The 16,665-nt window shown below is 63.1% G+C and carries 13 protein-coding genes; 8 read left to right on the forward strand and 5 right to left on the reverse strand.

All coding sequences use genetic code 11. The annotated features are described in order from the left end of the window. Window positions 1-40 precede the first annotated feature (40 nt). The 6 genes from AYJ54_RS28285 to AYJ54_RS28310 all read left to right on the forward strand — a co-directional run bounded on the left by AYJ54_RS28285 (window position 41) and on the right by AYJ54_RS28310 (window position 6,048). Window positions 41-847 (forward strand): enoyl-CoA hydratase/isomerase family protein, encoded by an 807-nt coding sequence (locus AYJ54_RS28285; protein ID WP_063704089.1) that lies wholly within the window; start codon window positions 41-43, stop codon window positions 845-847. Window positions 848-961: 114 nt separating this feature from the next. Next, window positions 962-2,437, forward strand: a complete 1,476-nt coding sequence (locus tag AYJ54_RS28290) for a DASS family sodium-coupled anion symporter (protein ID WP_063704091.1) — start codon at window positions 962-964, stop codon at window positions 2,435-2,437. A gap of 240 nt (window positions 2,438-2,677) precedes the next feature. Next, a complete protein-coding gene (locus tag AYJ54_RS28295) occupies window positions 2,678-3,802 on the forward strand; it encodes a methionine ABC transporter ATP-binding protein (protein ID WP_063704093.1) in 1,125 nt (374 codons plus the stop codon). Beyond that, window positions 3,792-4,457, forward strand: coding sequence for a methionine ABC transporter permease (locus tag AYJ54_RS28300; protein ID WP_063704095.1), 666 nt, complete (start codon window positions 3,792-3,794; stop codon window positions 4,455-4,457). Before AYJ54_RS28295 ends, AYJ54_RS28300 begins: the two co-directional genes overlap by 11 nt. A gap of 28 nt (window positions 4,458-4,485) precedes the next feature. Beyond that, window positions 4,486-5,262 (forward strand): MetQ/NlpA family ABC transporter substrate-binding protein, encoded by a 777-nt coding sequence (locus tag AYJ54_RS28305; RefSeq protein WP_063704097.1) that lies wholly within the window; start codon window positions 4,486-4,488, stop codon window positions 5,260-5,262. 111 nt (window positions 5,263-5,373) lie between these two features. Further along, entirely contained in the window at window positions 5,374-6,048 is a 675-nt protein-coding gene (locus AYJ54_RS28310; RefSeq protein ID WP_063704099.1) for an HAD family hydrolase, read from the forward strand. Between the two features lie 13 nt (window positions 6,049-6,061). Here AYJ54_RS28310 and AYJ54_RS28315 read toward each other — a convergent pair whose 3' ends face one another. Further along, the gene (locus tag AYJ54_RS28315; RefSeq protein WP_063704101.1) at window positions 6,062-7,258 is read right to left on the reverse strand and encodes a M24 family metallopeptidase; all 1,197 of its coding nucleotides are present in this window, start codon (window positions 7,256-7,258) and stop codon (window positions 6,062-6,064) included. Between the two features lie 447 nt (window positions 7,259-7,705). Here AYJ54_RS28315 and AYJ54_RS28320 point away from each other — a divergent pair, with 447 nt between their 5' ends. Beyond that, window positions 7,706-10,897 carry an efflux RND transporter permease subunit gene (locus AYJ54_RS28320; RefSeq protein ID WP_063704103.1) on the forward strand — a complete coding sequence of 1,064 codons (3,192 nt, stop codon included), beginning with the start codon at window positions 7,706-7,708 and terminating at the stop codon, window positions 10,895-10,897. After that, window positions 10,894-12,153 (forward strand): efflux RND transporter periplasmic adaptor subunit, encoded by a 1,260-nt coding sequence (locus AYJ54_RS28325; protein WP_063704105.1) that lies wholly within the window; start codon window positions 10,894-10,896, stop codon window positions 12,151-12,153. The genes AYJ54_RS28320 and AYJ54_RS28325 overlap by 4 nt, the downstream gene beginning before the upstream one ends. Before the next feature lie 223 nt (window positions 12,154-12,376). Here the strand turns inward: AYJ54_RS28325 and AYJ54_RS28330 are convergent, their stop codons facing one another. From AYJ54_RS28330 to copD, 4 genes are all read right to left on the reverse strand, one after another. Then, window positions 12,377-13,372: a Vgb family protein gene (locus AYJ54_RS28330; RefSeq protein ID WP_201724269.1), complete on the reverse strand. Its 996-nt coding sequence runs from the start codon at window positions 13,370-13,372 to the stop codon at window positions 12,377-12,379. A gap of 179 nt (window positions 13,373-13,551) precedes the next feature. Continuing rightward, on the reverse strand, window positions 13,552-14,652 hold the full coding sequence (locus tag AYJ54_RS28335) for an alpha/beta fold hydrolase (RefSeq protein WP_063704107.1): 1,101 nt from the start codon (window positions 14,650-14,652) through the stop codon (window positions 13,552-13,554). Between the two features lie 44 nt (window positions 14,653-14,696). Further along, window positions 14,697-15,182 carry an alpha/beta hydrolase family protein gene (locus AYJ54_RS28340; protein WP_063704108.1) on the reverse strand — a complete coding sequence of 162 codons (486 nt, stop codon included), beginning with the start codon at window positions 15,180-15,182 and terminating at the stop codon, window positions 14,697-14,699. Window positions 15,183-15,760: 578 nt separating this feature from the next. Next, window positions 15,761-16,663, reverse strand: coding sequence for a copper homeostasis membrane protein CopD (gene copD, locus AYJ54_RS28345; RefSeq protein WP_063704109.1), 903 nt, complete (start codon window positions 16,661-16,663; stop codon window positions 15,761-15,763). Between the last annotated feature and the right edge of the window lie 2 nt (window positions 16,664-16,665).

Here is a 16,665-nt window from a genome sequence, read left to right on the forward strand (position 1 = left end):
TGTGGGTTAGCATCGGCCAGAAATTGCTTTGGAGTTGCCTATGCCGGACTTCGTGAAGATCGAGAAGGGCCTTGGGCCCGAGGGACGAATCGCGGTGGTGCGGTTCGACCGCGGCGACGGCATCAACGCGCTGTCGCCGGAGGCACTGCGCCAGCTCACCGCGGCCGCGCGCAGTTTCGAGGATGATGCCGCGACCTCCGTCGTGGTGCTGACGGGAGGCGCAGATGCGTTCAGCGCCGGCTTCGACCTGAAGGATGCCGAGGGGCGTTCGCGCAAGGACATGGATCTCGGCGCGCTGCGCCGGCATCTCAAGCTCGGGCCGCGCCTGACCCATGCCTGGCAGGAAATGGAGCAGATCACGATTGCGGCCATCGAAGGCTTTTGCATCGGCGGCGGCGTGGCGCTTGCCGTGGCGCTCGACTTCCGCGTCATGGGGAGCGACGCGCATCTGCGCGTGCCCGAGATCGGGCTCGGAATGAACATGAGCTGGCAGAGCATCCCGCGCATGCTGCACCTGATCGGGCCGGCCCGCACCAAGCAGGCGGTGATCCTGGCCGACCAGCGTATCTCGGCGGACGAGGCCTATGAATGGCACCTGGTGGAGCAGGTGGTCGATCCCGGCAAGGCATTCGATGCCGCCATGGACCTCGCCTGGAAGGTCGCCGCGCAGCCGCCGCTCTCGGTCGCCATGACAAAACTCACCGTCAACCGGCTCGCGCATGCGCTGGACGATCTCGCAAGCCACATGGACGTCGACCAGTTCGCGCTCGCAAGCCTCACGGAGGACCACAAGGAGGGCGTCGAGGCGTTCCTGGTGCGCCGCAAGCCGCGCTTCAAGGGACGGTAGAACTCAATTCCAGGCCATTGATCGCGTCGCGGACAGTCCGTATACGCCGCGCGGGGACAAAATCGGCTCGGGCAACGGGCCGGCAAAATGCGACGAAAATTGAGGGGAGGGCCCATGACCGCCAGTTCGCAGGCGTCCGAGGCGAAAGGATTTCGCTGGAAGTTGATCGCGCCGCTCGTGGTGTGGCTTGCGATCTATCTGTGGCCCGTGCCTCCGGGACTGAACGTCAATCAGTGGCACTATTTTGCAGTTTTTGCCGCCGTCATCACCGGTCTCATCCTGGAATCGATGCCGGTCGGTGCGGTCGGCCTGATCGGGCTCACGGTCGCGGGCGTCGGCGGCTATATCGATGCCGATCCCAACAAGTCACTGCGCTGGATGCTGGCGGGCTTTGCCGAGAGCACGGTGTGGCTGATCGTCGGCGCCTTCGTGTTCTCGATCGGCTACCGCAAGAGCGCACTCGGCCGGCGCATCGCGTTGGTGCTGGTGCAACGCCTCGGCCGCAACACGCTCGGACTCGGTTATGCGGTGGCCATGTCGGACTTCCTGCTGGCGCCGGCGACACCGTCCAACACCGCGCGCAGCGGCGGCATCGTCTATCCCATCATCAGCAACATCCCGCGCATCTATGGCTCGGAGCCCGGACCGACCGCCGGCAAGATCGGCACCTATGTGATGTGGACGGCCTTTGCCGCGACCGCGGTCACGAGCTCGCTGTTCTTCACCGCGCTCGCACCCAATGCGGCGGCGCTCGCAATCGCCAAGAAGACGGTCGGGGTCGAGATAAGCTGGGCCCAGTGGTTCATCGGCTTCGCGCCGCTCGGCATCATCCTGATGCTGCTGGTCCCGCTGCTCAGCTACCTCGTGTGCCGGCCGGAGGTGAGGCGCAGCCCGGAGATCTCCGAATGGGCGGCGAAGGAACTCGCGACGATAGGGCCGATGTCGCGCAACGAGTGGATCATGTTAGGCCTGATCGTACTCGCGATGTTCCTGTGGATCGCGGGCTCCAGCCCGGACATCCACTTGCCTGTGCTCGGCTCCAACTTCGTCAACGCCACCACCGTCGTGTTCATCGTGATCTCGCTGATGCTGGTTACGGGAGTGATCGAGTTCGCCGACATCGTCGGCGAGAAGAGCGCCTGGGAGGTGTTCTTCTACTTCACGTCGCTGTTGACGCTGGCCTCGGGCCTCAACGAGATCGGCTTCATCAAATGGTTCGCCAACGAATACGCCAAGCCTCTTGCCGGGCTGTCGCCGGCAACCGCGATGATCCTGCTGGTCGCGCTGTTCTTCTGGATCCATTATTTCTTTTCGAGCATCACCTCGCATGCGGCGGCCGTGCTGCCGGTGGTGCTCGCGGTCGGATCAGGCATCGCCGAGCTGCCTGTCGCTACCCTTGCCATGCTCTGCATGTATTCGCTTGGCCTCATGGGCGTGATCTCGCCCTATGCGACGGGACCCGCGCCGATGTATTTCGGCAGCGGCTATATCGGGAAGGGCCAGTTCTGGGGCTTTGGCCTGATCTTCGGACTGCTCTATTTCGCCGGGCTGTTGCTGATCGTGCTGCCCTGGCTGCAGGCGGTCCGGTAGGGGGTGGGGCTGCGCCGCCAGCGCAGATGAATTTTCTTCCGTGGGGAGGCATAGGGAAAGCTTTCTCCACCTCCCAGCAAATATCCGAAATTGCAAGGCGGCCGCGAACGCGCGATGGTGCGTGCTGCAGTGCAGCGCGCTTCCCATGGAACCGCGCGCCCCTAATGTTTCCCCGTCGCTTGAAGCGACTTGCCCTCGCGCGCCGAGTGATGTGCGAGCGGGCGATCTGTTGTGAATGAGATGAACGCACACCAATCACTGGCGGTCGGACGGCCGATCGAGTCTCGTGAGGCGATTTCGCCCGCCGCGGCCGAGCCGGATCCGATGGTCCGGTTCGAGGACATTTCAAAGGTCTATCCGGCCTATCGCGGCAAGCCCGGCGTCAATGCGCTGCAGGGCATCGACTTCGCCATTCCGCGCGGGTCGATCACGGGCGTGATCGGCCGCTCCGGCGCAGGAAAGTCGAGCCTGGTTCGCCTGATCAACGGGCTGGAGAAACCGACCACGGGGCGCGTCATCGTCGACGGCCGCGATATCTCCGCGCTGGCGGGCCATGAGCTGCGGCTGGCGCAGCGCTCGATCGGCATGATCTTCCAGCACTTCAACCTGCTGTCGTCACGGACGGCGGCCGCCAACATTGCGCTGCCGCTGGAGATCGCGGGCTGGCCCAAAGCCGAGATCCGGGGGCGCGTGGCCGAGCTGCTCGCGCTGGTCGGAATCGCCGACAAGCACGACCGCTATCCGTCAGAGCTGTCCGGCGGCCAGAAGCAGCGGGTCGGCATTGCGCGGGCGCTCGCGACGCGGCCGAGCGTGCTTCTGTCGGACGAGGCGACCTCGGCGCTCGATCCGCAGACCACGCGCGCGATCCTCGATCTGCTTGCGAACATCAACCGCGAGCTTGGGGTGACGATCGTGCTGATTACCCACGAAATGTCGGTCGTCCGCCAGCTCGCAAAGGAAGTGGTCGTGCTCGACAGCGGCCGCGTCGTCGAGAAGGGCCATGTCGCCGACATCTTCACCCATCCCAAGCATCCGATCACGCAGTCCTTCCTGGCCGAGGTGATCGGCGACAGCCTGCCGGTGTCGCTGGCGAGCCGGCTTGTGCAGGAACCGCTTGCGAGCGGGCACGCGGTCATCCGCGTCCAGGTGCGCGGCGCGGGCGCCGGCAATACGCTGGTCGCGCGGCTCGCGCGCGAGCTCGGTCTCGATGTGTCGCTGCTGTCGGCGCGCATCGACGAAATCGGCGGCCAGCACGTCGGCTCGCTGACCCTGGGCATTCCCGGCGGCGAGAGCGCCGCGACGAGGGCGCTCGCTTTTCTCTCTCAGCATCAGATTTCCGCGGAGCGGCTCGGCTATGTCGCCTGAACTCATCAACCTGATCATCCAGGCCACCGGCGAAAGCCTGTTCATGGTCTCGATCGCAGCGCTGCTCGGCACCGCCTTCGGCCTGCCGATCGGTGTTTTCCTCGCAACCAGCCGGAAAGGGGAGCTGTTCGCGGCACCCGCCGTCAATGCCATGCTTGGCATCGTCGTCAATGCGACGCGCTCGACGCCCTTCATCATCCTGGTCGTCGCCATCATCCCGTTCACGCGGCTCGTGGCCGGCACTTCGATCGGGTCGACGGCCGCGATCGTGCCGCTGACCATCGCGTCGACACCGTTCATCGCGCGCCTCGTCGAAGCCGCGATCCGCGAGGTCGATGCCGGGCTGATCGAGACCGCGTCCTCGTTCGGCGCTTCGCCGCTCCAGATCGTGTTCAAGGTGCTGATCCCCGAGGCGCTGCCGGGGCTGCTGCTGGCGCTGACGCTCGCGGTCGTGAGCCTGCTCGGCTACTCCGCCATGGTCGGCGCGGTCGGCGGCGGCGGGCTCGGCGATCTCGGCATCCGCTACGGCTACCAGCGCTTCATGCCGGAGATGATGCTTGCCGTCGTCGTGGTGCTGATCGCGCTGGTGCAGCTCGTCCAGAGCGCAGGCGACTATCTGGCGCGCCGGGTCAACCGCCGGCTGCGGCATCGCTGACACAAGCTTTCTGATATCGGAGACATTGATGCGTTTTCTCGTGACGATCGCGGCTGCCGCGCTTCTGCTGGCGGGCCATGCCAGGGGCGAAACGATCCGGGTCGGGGTGACCGCGGGCCCCCACGCCGAGATCATGGACGTCGTGAAAAAGGTCGGCGCCGAGCGCGGCCTCGACATCAAGGTGGTCGAGTTCACCGACTATGTGATCCCGAACCAGGTACTGGCGCTGAAAGACCTGGAGGCGAACTCGTTCCAGCACGAGCCGTACCTGAAGAACCAGATCGCCAAGACCGGTTGGAAGATCGTCAAGGTCGCGACCACGATCGGCTCGCCGCAGGGCGTCTACTCGCTGAAATACAAGAAGCTCACCGACCTTCCCGAAGGCGCCCGCGTCGCAATCGCCAACGATCCCTCGAACGGCGCGCGCGGCCTGATGATCCTGGCGCTCCATGGCGTCATCAAGCTGAGGGATCCCAACGACGTCACCTCGACGATCGCCGACATCACCGACAACCCCAAGAAGCTGCGCTTCGTCGAGCTCGACGCCGCCCAGCTGCCCCGCGCGCTCCAGGACGTCGACCTCGTCTCGATCAACAATAATTACGCGGTGCAGGCCGGCCTCAATCCGGCAGTCGACGCGATCGCGCGTGAGAACGCCGACGGCCACTGGGTCAACATCCTCGCCGTCCGCGAGGAGGATAAGGACAAGCCCTGGGTTAAGCAGCTGATCGAGGTCTACCACTCCGATCCCGTGAAGGAGTTTCTGGAGAAGCGTTTCAAGGGGACTTACATCGCCGCCTGGTGATGCCTTAGCCGGATCGAGAGGGAACCAAGGGCTCTGTTGATCGTAGGCCAAGTGTCAGGCCAGCGAGTCGAGGACCCCTCGGTCCGCGACGCTTGGCGACGGAGATATCGCATGCGCATCGAGCCGGTCTTTCTGTTTGACCTCGACGGCACGCTAGTCGATAGCGTCTATCAACACGTGCTGGCCTGGAAACACGCACTCGATTCCGAAGGCATCGAGCTTTCGGTCTGGCGCATTCATCGCAAGATCGGCATGAGCGGCGGGCTGTTCACCAACCAGCTCCTGCGCGAGATCGGGGTCGATATAAGCGAAGAACGCATCGACCGGCTGCGCCGGGCGCACGCAGCGTCGTACCAGCAGCAGGCCAGCCAGATCCGGCCGCTGCCAGGCGCGCGCGAATTGCTGCGATGGTTATCGGACGCGAAAATTCCATGGGCGATCGCGACCAGCGGGCGCATGGAGACCGCGGCCGTCAATCTGGCTTCGCTCGGTGTCGATCCGCAGCGCACGCCCGTGGTGACCCGCGACCAGGTCAAATACGCGAAACCCGATCCCGACCTGTTTCTCGCCGCGGCGGCGCGGCTGAACGCGCCAATCGAGACGGCGGTGGTCGTCGGAGACAGCGTCTGGGACATGATGGCGGCCGTCCGCTGCCGCGCTCTCGGCGTCGGCCTGCTGAGCGGCGGCTACGGGCCGGACGAGCTCCGGCAATCCGGCGCCTTCCGAGTCTATGACGATCCCGCCGACATGCTGCGCCGGATCGACGAGGTCGGCGGCCGGCGTTAGCCGAGCTGCGGCGTCAAAGCGCGCTGCCGCCAAGATTCCAGCCTCGGCCGCCCTCGCCAAAGATCTCGTAGCCGATCGGCGTCACGGCGACCGTGTCCTCCAGCTTGATAAAGCCGCGTGTGGGATGCTTCATCGTCGTCTCGATCGACACCACCATGCCGGGTTCGAGCGGCAAGCGGGCGTCGACATCGTCATAGGGAACCGGGCCCGTGGCGGTCAGGCGAGGGGCCTCGTGGCTGACCAGACCCATGCCGTGGGCCAGGAAGTCAGTGCAGCCGCGCTGGCTGATCTGGGCGAGCTGCCGCTCGGCCGCGGCGTAGATATCGCCGCCCAGGGCGCCGGGCCGGACCACGGCAAAGGCCGCGCGCTGGACCGCTTCGATCTCGGCCAGATAATCCCTGAGCTCGGCGTCGGGATCGCCCAGCACGGCCATGCGTGCGAGGTCGCCGATGTAGCCGTGATAGTTGCCGCCGGAGTCCAGCGACAACACATCGCCTTGCTCCCAGCGCTGCGATGACGGTGCCCGATTGTGACTATTGCCGCAGGCGAGCAGGCAGTACTCAAAGGTGAGCCCGCGATTGGCCTCGGCGATGCGCAAGCCGTCCGACAATTGCTGCTTGGTCGTGCCCGGGCCGTGCTGCGCAATCACCTCCAGCATGGATGCGATGACGAGCACCGAGGCCGTCTTGAGCTTGGCAAGCTCGTCCGGCGATTTGACCGCGCGTAGCCGCTCCAGCACCAGCAGCGCGTCCTTGAGCTCGGCGCCGGGCAGGGCGTCGGCAAGCGCCCGGCCCGCATCCATGGGAAGGAACGCCATCTCGACCCCGACCCGCTTCATCGGCACGCCTGCGTCCCGGATCAGGCCTACGGCCCGCGTGACGGCGTCGACTGATCCGTTGGACTCGGTCCGGACCTGTGGCACCCAGGGCGGCGCCACGGCGCGCTGATGGGTTTCCAGCCGGTGGCCGACATAGACGGCCTTCTCGGGCGCGCCTTTGGGGTAGACCAGGACGGGCAAATAACGGCTGACACCCATCGCATCCATGTAGTCGAAGAAGATCGCACGCTCGGCGCCGAGCAGGTACTGCACATTGTGCTTGGAGGTCGCGACCAGGACATCGAGGCCGGCGGCCTCCATCAGGCGATCGAGCTTGGCGGCATCGAAGGGAATGGGGCGGGACTGGGGCGGACGGGCGACGTTCTCCTGCATGACGAACCTCCCATTGTTACCGTACGGTAATCTTCATTGCATTGCTTCGTCGAGGCGCCGCATTTTGGGCGGAAGGCACAATTTTGACCAGTGTCGAAATGATATGGCGCCATCAACGAGAGCGCACGGCCGCGGCGCTCGCATGATCTTGAGTTTCCGCGCGTGGGTGCTCACCGATTTTTGGTCAAATCGCACGACCCAATGCCGTAGCCGGCATTCACTTCTGACTTGCGATCTCTAAATCTCCTTTCGACCGTAACACTGGCCGCGCGAAGCCGGGAACGCGACCAGGGTTTTCCGATCGGGTTTCGTCGACCCTCGAACCAAAAAACATCCAGGAAGCGCAGGAGGCAGGGCCGCGCGGCGGTAGTCCGCGCGCAACGCGTTACTGCTGGTCTGAATGCCGCGGAGACCGCAAGCGGCCGCCGCGGGGCGAGGAGTGTCCGAATGGGTATCGTTCGTTTTGCTTTGCGATTTCCCCATACGTTCTATGTGGTCGCTGCGCTGATCCTGTTTCTGGGCGGCGTCACCATATTCGCGATGCCCACCGACATTTTCCCGGAAATCGACATTCCGGTCGTGACCGTGATCTGGAGCTATACCGGCCTCAGCACGCCGGAAATGGAGCAGCGCGTAACCACGTACAGCCAGTACTCGATCAGCTCAAACGTCAACGGCATCAGGAACATCGAAGCACAGACGATGGCCGGCCTGTCGGTACAGAAAATCTACTTCCAGCCCGACGTCAACCTCGACCTTGCCATTTCGCAGATCGTCTCCGCTACCAACGCAATCCGCGCGCTGATGCCGCCCGGCATCCAGCCGCCGATCGTCGTGCAGTTCAACGCCTCGAGCGTGCCCGTGCTGCAAATCAGCCTGAGCTCCGACACGCTGAGCGAGCAGCAGCTCTATGACTACGGCATCTACCGCATCCGTCAGCAGCTGGCGCCGATCCCGGGCATCACGCTGCCGACGCCTTCGGGCGGCAAATACCGGCAGATCATGGTCGATATCGATCCCGCCAAGCTGGTCGCCAAGGGGCTGACGCCGCTCGACGTCGTGAACGCGGTCAACGCCCAGAACCTGACGCTGCCGGCCGGCACGGCGAAAATGGGCGACAAGCAATATGTCGTCCGGACCAACGCGACGCCGCGCTCTATCGACGATCTCAACAACATCCCGATCAAGGTGGTGAACGGCGCCACCATTTTCGTCAAGGACGTCGGACAGGTTCACGATGGCTGGCTGGTGCAGCAGAACGTGGTGCGCCAGAACGGGCGGCGCTCGGTGCTGCTCAGCATCATCAAGAACGGCAACGCCTCGACGGTCAGCGTGGTCAACGCGGTCCACAAGGCTCTGCAAACCGCCCGCGCGGCCGCGCCCCCGGGCATGCAGATCAACGAACTGTTCGACCAGTCGGTATTCGTCAAACAGTCGGTGGAGGGCGTGCTGCGCGAGGGCGCGATCGCGGCCGGACTGACCGCGCTGATGATCCTCCTGTTCCTGGGATCATGGCGATCGACGGTCGTGGTCATGATCTCGATCCCGCTGTCGATCCTGACCTCGCTGATCGTGCTCTACTTCCTCGGCGAATCCCTGAACACGATGACGCTGGGCGGGCTCGCGCTGGCGGTGGGCATCCTCGTCGACGATTCCACGGTCACGATCGAAAACACCCATCGTCTGCTGACGGAGGAGGGGTTCTCCCTGCCGCAGGCCACCCTGCATGGCGCGGCCGGCATCGCCGTGCCGACATTGGTGTCCACGCTCGCCATCAGCTGCGTCTTCACGTCCGTCGTCTTCCTCGACGGGCCGGCCAAGTATCTGTTCACGCCGCTCGGCCTTGCCGTGGTCTTCGCGATGCTGGCCTCCTACGGCCTGTCACGGACGCTGACGCCGATCATCATCGGTCTTCTGCTCAAGGGCGAGCACCATGGTCTCACCGGCGCTGCGCCGCGCGGCCTGTTCGCGCGATTCCATGCGGCATTCGAGCGGAGTTTCGAGGTGATGCGCCACGCCTATTCGCGCTCGCTGACCGGATTGATCGAGCATCGATTCATCATTCCGGCCGGGATGGTCGCCGTGCTGGGGCTCGGCATCGTGCTGTTCCCCTTCGTCGGCCGGGATTTCTTCCCGGTGATCGACGGCGGACAGATCCAGCTTCACGTTCGCGCGCCGGCAGGAAGTCGTATCGAGCGTACGGAAAAGATCTTCCAGCAGGTCGAGGACAAGATCCGGGAGGTCATTCCGGACAAGGACCGTGCATTGATCGTCGACAATATCGGCCTGCCGGCACGCGCCTACAATCTGGCGTTCAGCGACGGCTCGACCATCGGCGTCAATGACGGCGTGATCCTGGTTTCGCTGAAGGAGGGCCATCGGCCCACGGCCGACTATGTGCGCAAACTGCGCGAGGTGCTACCGGCTGCATTTCCGGAGGACACCTTCTACTTCCAGGCCGCCGACATCGTTACCCAGATCCTCAATTTCGGGCTGCCGGCCCAGATCGACGTGCGAACCGTCGGTTACGACAAGGAGAACAATCTGAAGGTCGCCAACGAGCTGCGTCGGCGCATCGCCGCGATCCCGGGGATCGCCGACGCCCATCTGCAGCAGGAGGTGAACGCGCCGGCCTTCTACGCCGATATCGACCGCGCCCGCGCGGCGCAGCTCGGGCTCAATGCCAATACGATCGCGACCAACGTCAATGTCAGCCTGAGCTCCTCGGAGCAGGTCACGCCGAACTTCTGGACCGACCCGACCTCGGGAATTCCCTATTATTTTGCGGTGCAGACGCCGGAGCGGCAGATCAGCTCGCTGAACGATCTCGCCAATACGCCGGTGTCGACCTCGCTGGCATCGGCGCAGACCGAGACGCCAATTCCCGGCCTGCTCAGCAACGTCACCACGTTCAAGCGCACCTCGATTCCGACCAACGCCAATCAGGCCAATGTGCAGCCGGTCTACGAAGTCTACGCCAGTGTCCAGGGCCGCGATCTCGGCAGCGTGGCGAGCCGGATCAGCGCGATCACGGCCGACCTGCAGAAGCAGCTCAAACCCGGCAACACCATTCAGGTCATCGGCCAAATCCAGAGCATGAACAGCTCGTTCATCAACCTCGGTGTCGGCCTGCTGTTCGCGGCCGTCCTCGTCTACCTGTTGATGGTCGTGAACTACCAGAATTTCGGCGATCCCTTCGTCGTCATTCTGGCGCTGCCGGCGACGCTTTGCGGCATCCTGACCATGCTGTTCATCACCGGCACCACGCTCAACGTGCCGTCGCTGATGGGCGCGATCATGGCGGTGGGCGTCGCCTCCGCGAACTCGATCCTGCTCGTGACCTTTGCACGCGAGCAGCAGCTCGCAGGCAAGACCGCCTTCGAAGCCGCCATCGAAGCCGGCCACACGAGAATCCGGCCGGTGCTGATGACCGCGGCTGCCATGATCGTCGGCATGATCCCGATGGCGATCGGCGCGGCCGGCGAGGAGCAGAACGCCGCACTGGCACGCGCCGTCATCGGCGGGCTCTTGTTCGCGACGCCGACGACACTGCTGGTCGTGCCCTACCTGTTCGCCATGCTTCGCAAGGGCAACGACGGCATGACACATCACGGGGTATTTGACGAGGTGCTGGAATGAACTTCAACGGACGATTTGACGTTGAGCGCGTGACGGAGACGGATCGGGACAAGGAGACGGTCGCGCCGCCGCGCAGGCAGCGTCGGGGAGGGCGCCTCGCCGGCTTCAGCCTGGTGCTGGTCGCCGGCACGGCGCTCGCATTTGGCGTATGGAGCCACTATGCAGAGCGCCGCCAGGTGCTCGCGACCGCGGAGCAGGCACGCGACTTCGTCCCGCAGGTCCGCGTTGAGACTGTGGAGCCCAGCGACAATATCGACGTCGTGAAGCTGCCGGCGACAACCTCTGCCTTCGCCAGTGCGAACATCTTCGCGCGCGCGAGCGGCTATATCGGCACACGCGCGGTCGATATCGGTGACCACGTCAAGGCAGGGCAGTTGCTCGCCGAAATCGTTGCCCCCGAGCTCGATCACCAGATCGCCCAGGCCGAAGCGACGCTCGCCCAGCTCAATTCGGCGCTCCAGCAGGCGCAGGCGAACCAGGTTCTCGCCAGGGTCACCTGGGATCGCGATCGGCCGCTGGTCGAGAAGGGCTGGCTCACGGCCCAGCAAGGCACGATCGACCAGCAGACGCTCAAGGCCCAGGAGGCCGCCGTGTCGGTGGCGCAAGCCAACGTCAAGGCGGAGGAGGCGCAGTTGCAGGTGCTCCGCCAACAGAAGCTGTATCAGCGCGTCGTGGCCCCGTTCGACGGCGTCATCACCCAGCGCAACATCGACGTCGGCAGCCTGGTGCAGGCCGATGCCACCTCAGGCACGTTCATGTTCACCCTCCAGCAGGGCAATGTGATCCGCACGCAGGTGTTCGTGCCGCAGGACGCCGCATTCGGCCTGAAGCCCGGCATCGCCGCGGTGGTGCGCGTGCCCGAGATCCCGGACCGGACCTTTCCTGGAACCGTCACGCGAATCGCCGACGCCCTCCAGCCAGGCTCGAGGACACTTCTCACCGAAGTCGACATCCCGAACCCAGACGCCGCGCTTGCGTCGGGAATCTACTGCACCGTGGAACTGCACATTCCGCGCAAGACGCCGAGCTACCGGATCTCCGCGGACGCAGTGATCTTCAATTCGGGCGGCATGCAGGTCGCCGTGGTCGAAAACGGCGTCGTGCACCTGCGGAAGATCGGCGTGCTGCGCGACTTCGGTTCGGAGGTTGAAGTCGACAGCGGTGTCAAACGTGGCGACCAGGTCATCCTCAATCCATCCGTCGATCTGGCCGAGGGCGCCAAGGTCCAAGCCAAGCGGCCCACCGCCGTGTCGTAGAGCCCGTGGGCTCGGACTGGCACGGCGCGTGCGTGGCTGAGCCCTAACTCGAAATTGACGTCCGAAATAGCACTTCAATGGGGGCTGTAAGATCGATTTCGAGTCACACGGTCCCCAAGGATGCCTTTGCCCTCGGCAACTCACTTCGGTGCCTTCCGCTAACGGTGGACGTCAATGCGCCGTGGAAGGCGCGGATCACGAAAGCGCCATCACGCGTTGACGATCAAGGAAGCACCAAGCGCCCGACCCTGTTCCCATAATACTCAGTGAACCACAGTGCGCCGTCCGGCCCAGCGGTGATGCTGTGCGGTCCGCTACCGTCCGACGGGATCGGGAATTCGGTGACTAAACCGGTGGTCGTTATCCGTCCGACTTTGTTGCCAAGGACGCAGCGCGGACCTGGCTGGCGAACGCAACTGGCTTCGGTAAACCACAAGGCGCCATCTGGCCCCGTCGTAATGCCCCACGGCTGAGCATTGGGATTGGGAAGATCGAATTCGGTTAGCTTGCCATCGGTGGTAATTCGCTCAATTTTGCCACCGACCGATTCGGTGAACCACAGCGCGCCATCTGGCCCAGTCGTGATACCGCCGGGGCTACTATTCGCCGGGGGAATTGGGAATTCGGTGACCTCACCCGCGGTCGTAATCCGTCCGATTTTGCCACGAAAGAATGTGAACCACAGGGCGCCGTCTGGTCCAGTCGTGATCTCTCCACACTTGGCCGCGGGGATCGTGAATTCGGTGACCTCGCCGGTCGTGGTGATCCGCCCGATTTTGCCTCCAGCCTTTTCGGTGAACCACAAGGCGCCATCTGGCCCGGTCGTGATGCCCAGCGGTGTAGCCGACTCAGGGACCGTGAATTCGGTCAGTAGGGGGTTCTCAGGCGTGGCGATTGTTGGAATGCGCCCGATCTTCTTTGACGTGAATTCAGTGAACCACAACGCGCCGTCTGGTCCTGTTGTGATGGAATGCAAGATCCCGTCGCGCTTAATCGGAAGCTCCGTGATCCTCCCCTCGGTCGTGATCCGCCCGATCTTGCCCCCGGCCTCGGTGAACCACAGCGCACCGTCTGGCCCAAGCGTAATTGCGGATGGATGGCTGGCAGGGGTGGGTAGAATGAATTCAGTGAATGTATGGGTAGCAGCAACCAAAATTCCCACGGCCGCCTCCAATTGGAGCGCGATTGCCAGCAACAATGACGCCGTAGCAATTTTCATGGCCCGCTCCGCGTAGAATGGCCTCGCGCCGAGCCACGGATTGCCCAACGCCAAAACGGGAAGTCCAGCATTTTCCGGAGGCCTACTTAGACACCAGTTGCAGCTATGCCGACGCTCGCGTCCGCGTATACAGGTCACTTACCCGATGTCTTGTGTGCCTAGTCCTTCAGCAAACGAGTTCAGTTCTTGATGTTACCAGGGACGTTGTCGAGAAAAGCGCCGACTTCGCGGTTGAGAAACTCGACATCAGCGGGATTTGAGCCGCCGGCCGAAGCGTGACCGGTCACCGTGCCTGGACTGATCGTCATCATCTTCACATCCGGAATGTTCTTGCCCATCTGCTTCGGCTCGAACTCGGGATTGAGCAGATCCTTGGTGCCAGTGAGAATTAGCGTCTTCGCTTTGATTGATGCCAGCGCCTTTGCAGTATTGCCGTCGAAGCCGGGGGTCGTGCCCACGTCGTGCCGCTCATAGGCCCAGGTCTGGTAGATCCAGTCATTGGCATCGAAGGCCTTCATCACCGCGTTCTCCTGCTCCGTCATCCAGGGGAGTACGTTGATGCCATTCTTGAATTGGGCCTGATACATATCGGGCGTGCGGGCCGCGAGCAGGTTGAGAATGTCGCGCCACAGACGCACGCCTTTTTCCGGCGGCGTGTCGTAATTGCCGTCCTTCCAGGCGGGGTCCTCCATAATCGCCTTGCGCGAGGCCTCAAGCACCGCGACCGTCCAGGCCGGCGTCTGGGCCAGCGGCACCATGGCTACTAGCGCGTTCATGAAGTCGGGATGGCTGACACCCCATTGCAGTGTTTGCATGCCGCCCATCGAGGGACCGATCACGGCCACGACGTGATCAATTCCGAACTTCTCCTTCAACAGCCGATATTGCGATTCCACCATGTCACGGATGGTGAATTTTGGAAACTGCATGCGCGGCTGCGTCTTGGAATTGCTTGGCGACGTCGTAAGCCCGTTGCCGATAGCATCGGTGCAGATGACGAAGTATTTGGTGGGGTCCAGCGCCTTCCCGGGCCCGATCATGAAGTCGATCCGGTGATGATTGCCCGAGATCGCCGTCACCATCAGGATAGCATTGGATTTCGTAGCGTTGAGGGTACCGTGGGTAACATAGGAGATCGAGAAATCCTCGATCATCTCGCCGCTTTCCAGCTTGAGATCGCCTTCACTAAAGAGCTGATGTGGCGGCTGCTGCGGCGTATGCGCGTCAACGGGCAGGGAGAGCAGCAATCCCACGACAGCGAATTGAACTAGACGCTTCATGATTATTCCTCGGCAACTCGCAAGCGTTCGACACAAGTACTTCATCAAGACCCACTTCGCGAGACCGAATCCTTGCGGGCTTCGACGCAACTACTCGCGGAGGAACTTAAGGACCTGATCGAAAAATAGGAACGCGTCAACGGATGATGTTTTGCGGGGGGATCGTCCATGGCGGCTTCACGCGTCGAGCCGCCATAGTTGCGATAGTCTCCCATGTAGACGACGTATCCCTGTTTCACCAGCCAGTCGGCCCAAGAGTAGTCCTTATAGGAGAGATCGAAGTCGCAGGTCGAAGGGCTGGTCGCCCCGTGCAGAAAGAGGATGACGTTGTCGTCCGTGAAAGCTGTGTTGCCTTCCGCCATCTTTTCGCGGAGGAAGAGCTTAATGCCGGGATCCAGCGCATCGATCTGCGTGTCGGTTTTGGCGATCATCACTTGCTGGGCGCTGGCCGGTGTAGCGACTGAAATGAAGGCGATGAGAAGAGTGCCGGCGAGCCGATCAAAGGCCGCGTGCCGTGCATGCTGGCGCATGTTCCTCCCCCTGATCGATTGTTCGTTGCCACAAGCCTACGCGCTCGGGCGGCGGCATCAACCCATGTCAACTGCAAAAAAAAGCAAGCCCAGGGGGAATAAACCAGCGTCGGCTCGCTGACCGCGAGGACCTGTCGCGGCCGCCTTCCGGTAGCCGAGTTGCTCAGCGAGACGTTGAAGCGTCTCAGGGCCGACTGTCTCTTGCCAATTAGGCGCTTCGGATTCGGCCGGCGATGTGGGATTGGCAGCTTTTGACGCGAAGCGGTCGCTCTGGAGCAAACGTTTCGACCCCGAGCGACGCTCGGTACCTTGCGACGGACAAAGTGTCAGCACGCACTTCTTCGATGCAGCCCAGCTGTACGGTGGTGGCGCCGAACATGCGTCACGTTCGAGTTTCCGCGAATTCGGCCGCTTTCGCCAGATACTAAGGTTCGTGGCCTTTCAACTTGGGTCTCCAAGGCCGTAAGAGCTGACCGCTGCTGCGGGCTCATTCCTGCCTTCAGGCGAAGGATTGGATGTCGGCAGCTTTTGGTGCAAGCGGCCCTTCGGCGTGGATGCTGGCATCCGTGCGTGAGTGATTACGACGTGGTCGCGGGTTCGATGATGCCCAGCAGGCTGACGATCAGGACTATGGCGAAGCCAAGGCTCTGTTCTGCGGCGACATTGATCAGGAGCCGGCGCAGCACGGGGCCGGTCGCGGTCGAATGAAGGAGTGCGGGGACCACGAAGAAGCGGTTGAAACCGGCAAGGCCGACCATAACTGCAAAGAGAACAAGCTTTAGCAGGAGCAACCGGCCGTATGACGTAGTGATCAGGTTGGTGACCGAGCTCACGAGGAACCAGGAATTGATTAGGCCGGATGCGACCAGGGTGGCGACTGCAATGTACCCCATCGTCGAAAAATTCAATGCTGCTTCGCAAGCTCGGCGATCCGTTGCCATCTCGCCGTAGAGAGACGTGACGATGAGACCAAGCAGGCCGACGAGTCCGCCAAGCCAGGCGCCTGCTCCAAGAAGATGGAGAGCATCCGACAAGATGTGTACCGCCCAGGCTTGGCCATCCTCTATTTGCGTGTGGCCAACACCCGCCAAACTGCCTAGCAGAACTGCGCATATGGCGACGAGAGGCAGCCCAAGCTTTCTCGGCGAACCTCGCAGGAGCCACGTGAGGATTCCGATTGCCGTTATCGCAGCTCCCAGCCGTAACAAGGAGACGGCGCCAAAGGAGGTTTCCGTCAGCATGAGACCAGCGGTTTCCCAACTCATCTCGGCCTCGGTCATGCTGGTCGCGACGCCGATGAACCATAAAATGCCGCTGATGAGTACGAGGAGTGAAACCGGCAGCGAGAGTGCCGCAGCGCGGCTGCCCGCGCTCCGACTTGCGACTAGCCCATGAGAGTAGAGGGGAAAAAGCGCCAGGCCGAACAGGACAAGAGACGCCCCGTAATGCACGAACCGGGTGACGACGAGCCACGGCTCCACGG

Source organism: Bradyrhizobium centrolobii, from assembly GCF_001641635.1.
In the GTDB taxonomy this organism is placed as follows: Bacteria; Pseudomonadota; Alphaproteobacteria; order Rhizobiales; family Xanthobacteraceae; genus Bradyrhizobium; species Bradyrhizobium centrolobii.

Excerpts from the sequence above, each read along its gene's own strand:
- AYJ54_RS28285 (WP_063704089.1), top strand. The coding sequence starts at position 41 with ATGCCGGACTTCGTGAAGATCGAGAAGGGCCTTGGGCCCGAGGGACGA.
- AYJ54_RS28290 (WP_063704091.1), top strand. The coding sequence starts at position 962 with ATGACCGCCAGTTCGCAGGCGTCCGAGGCGAAAGGATTTCGCTGGAAG.
- AYJ54_RS28295 (WP_063704093.1), top strand. The coding sequence starts at position 2,678 with ATGAACGCACACCAATCACTGGCGGTCGGACGGCCGATCGAGTCTCGT.
- AYJ54_RS28300 (WP_063704095.1), top strand. The coding sequence starts at position 3,792 with ATGTCGCCTGAACTCATCAACCTGATCATCCAGGCCACCGGCGAAAGC.
- AYJ54_RS28305 (WP_063704097.1), top strand. The coding sequence starts at position 4,486 with ATGCGTTTTCTCGTGACGATCGCGGCTGCCGCGCTTCTGCTGGCGGGC.
- AYJ54_RS28310 (WP_063704099.1), top strand. The coding sequence starts at position 5,374 with ATGCGCATCGAGCCGGTCTTTCTGTTTGACCTCGACGGCACGCTAGTC.
- AYJ54_RS28315 (WP_063704101.1), bottom strand. The coding sequence starts at position 7,258 with ATGCAGGAGAACGTCGCCCGTCCGCCCCAGTCCCGCCCCATTCCCTTC.
- AYJ54_RS28320 (WP_063704103.1), top strand. The coding sequence starts at position 7,706 with ATGGGTATCGTTCGTTTTGCTTTGCGATTTCCCCATACGTTCTATGTG.
- AYJ54_RS28325 (WP_063704105.1), top strand. The coding sequence starts at position 10,894 with ATGAACTTCAACGGACGATTTGACGTTGAGCGCGTGACGGAGACGGAT.
- AYJ54_RS28330 (WP_201724269.1), bottom strand. The coding sequence starts at position 13,372 with ATGAAAATTGCTACGGCGTCATTGTTGCTGGCAATCGCGCTCCAATTG.
- AYJ54_RS28335 (WP_063704107.1), bottom strand. The coding sequence starts at position 14,652 with ATGAAGCGTCTAGTTCAATTCGCTGTCGTGGGATTGCTGCTCTCCCTG.
- AYJ54_RS28340 (WP_063704108.1), bottom strand. The coding sequence starts at position 15,182 with ATGCGCCAGCATGCACGGCACGCGGCCTTTGATCGGCTCGCCGGCACT.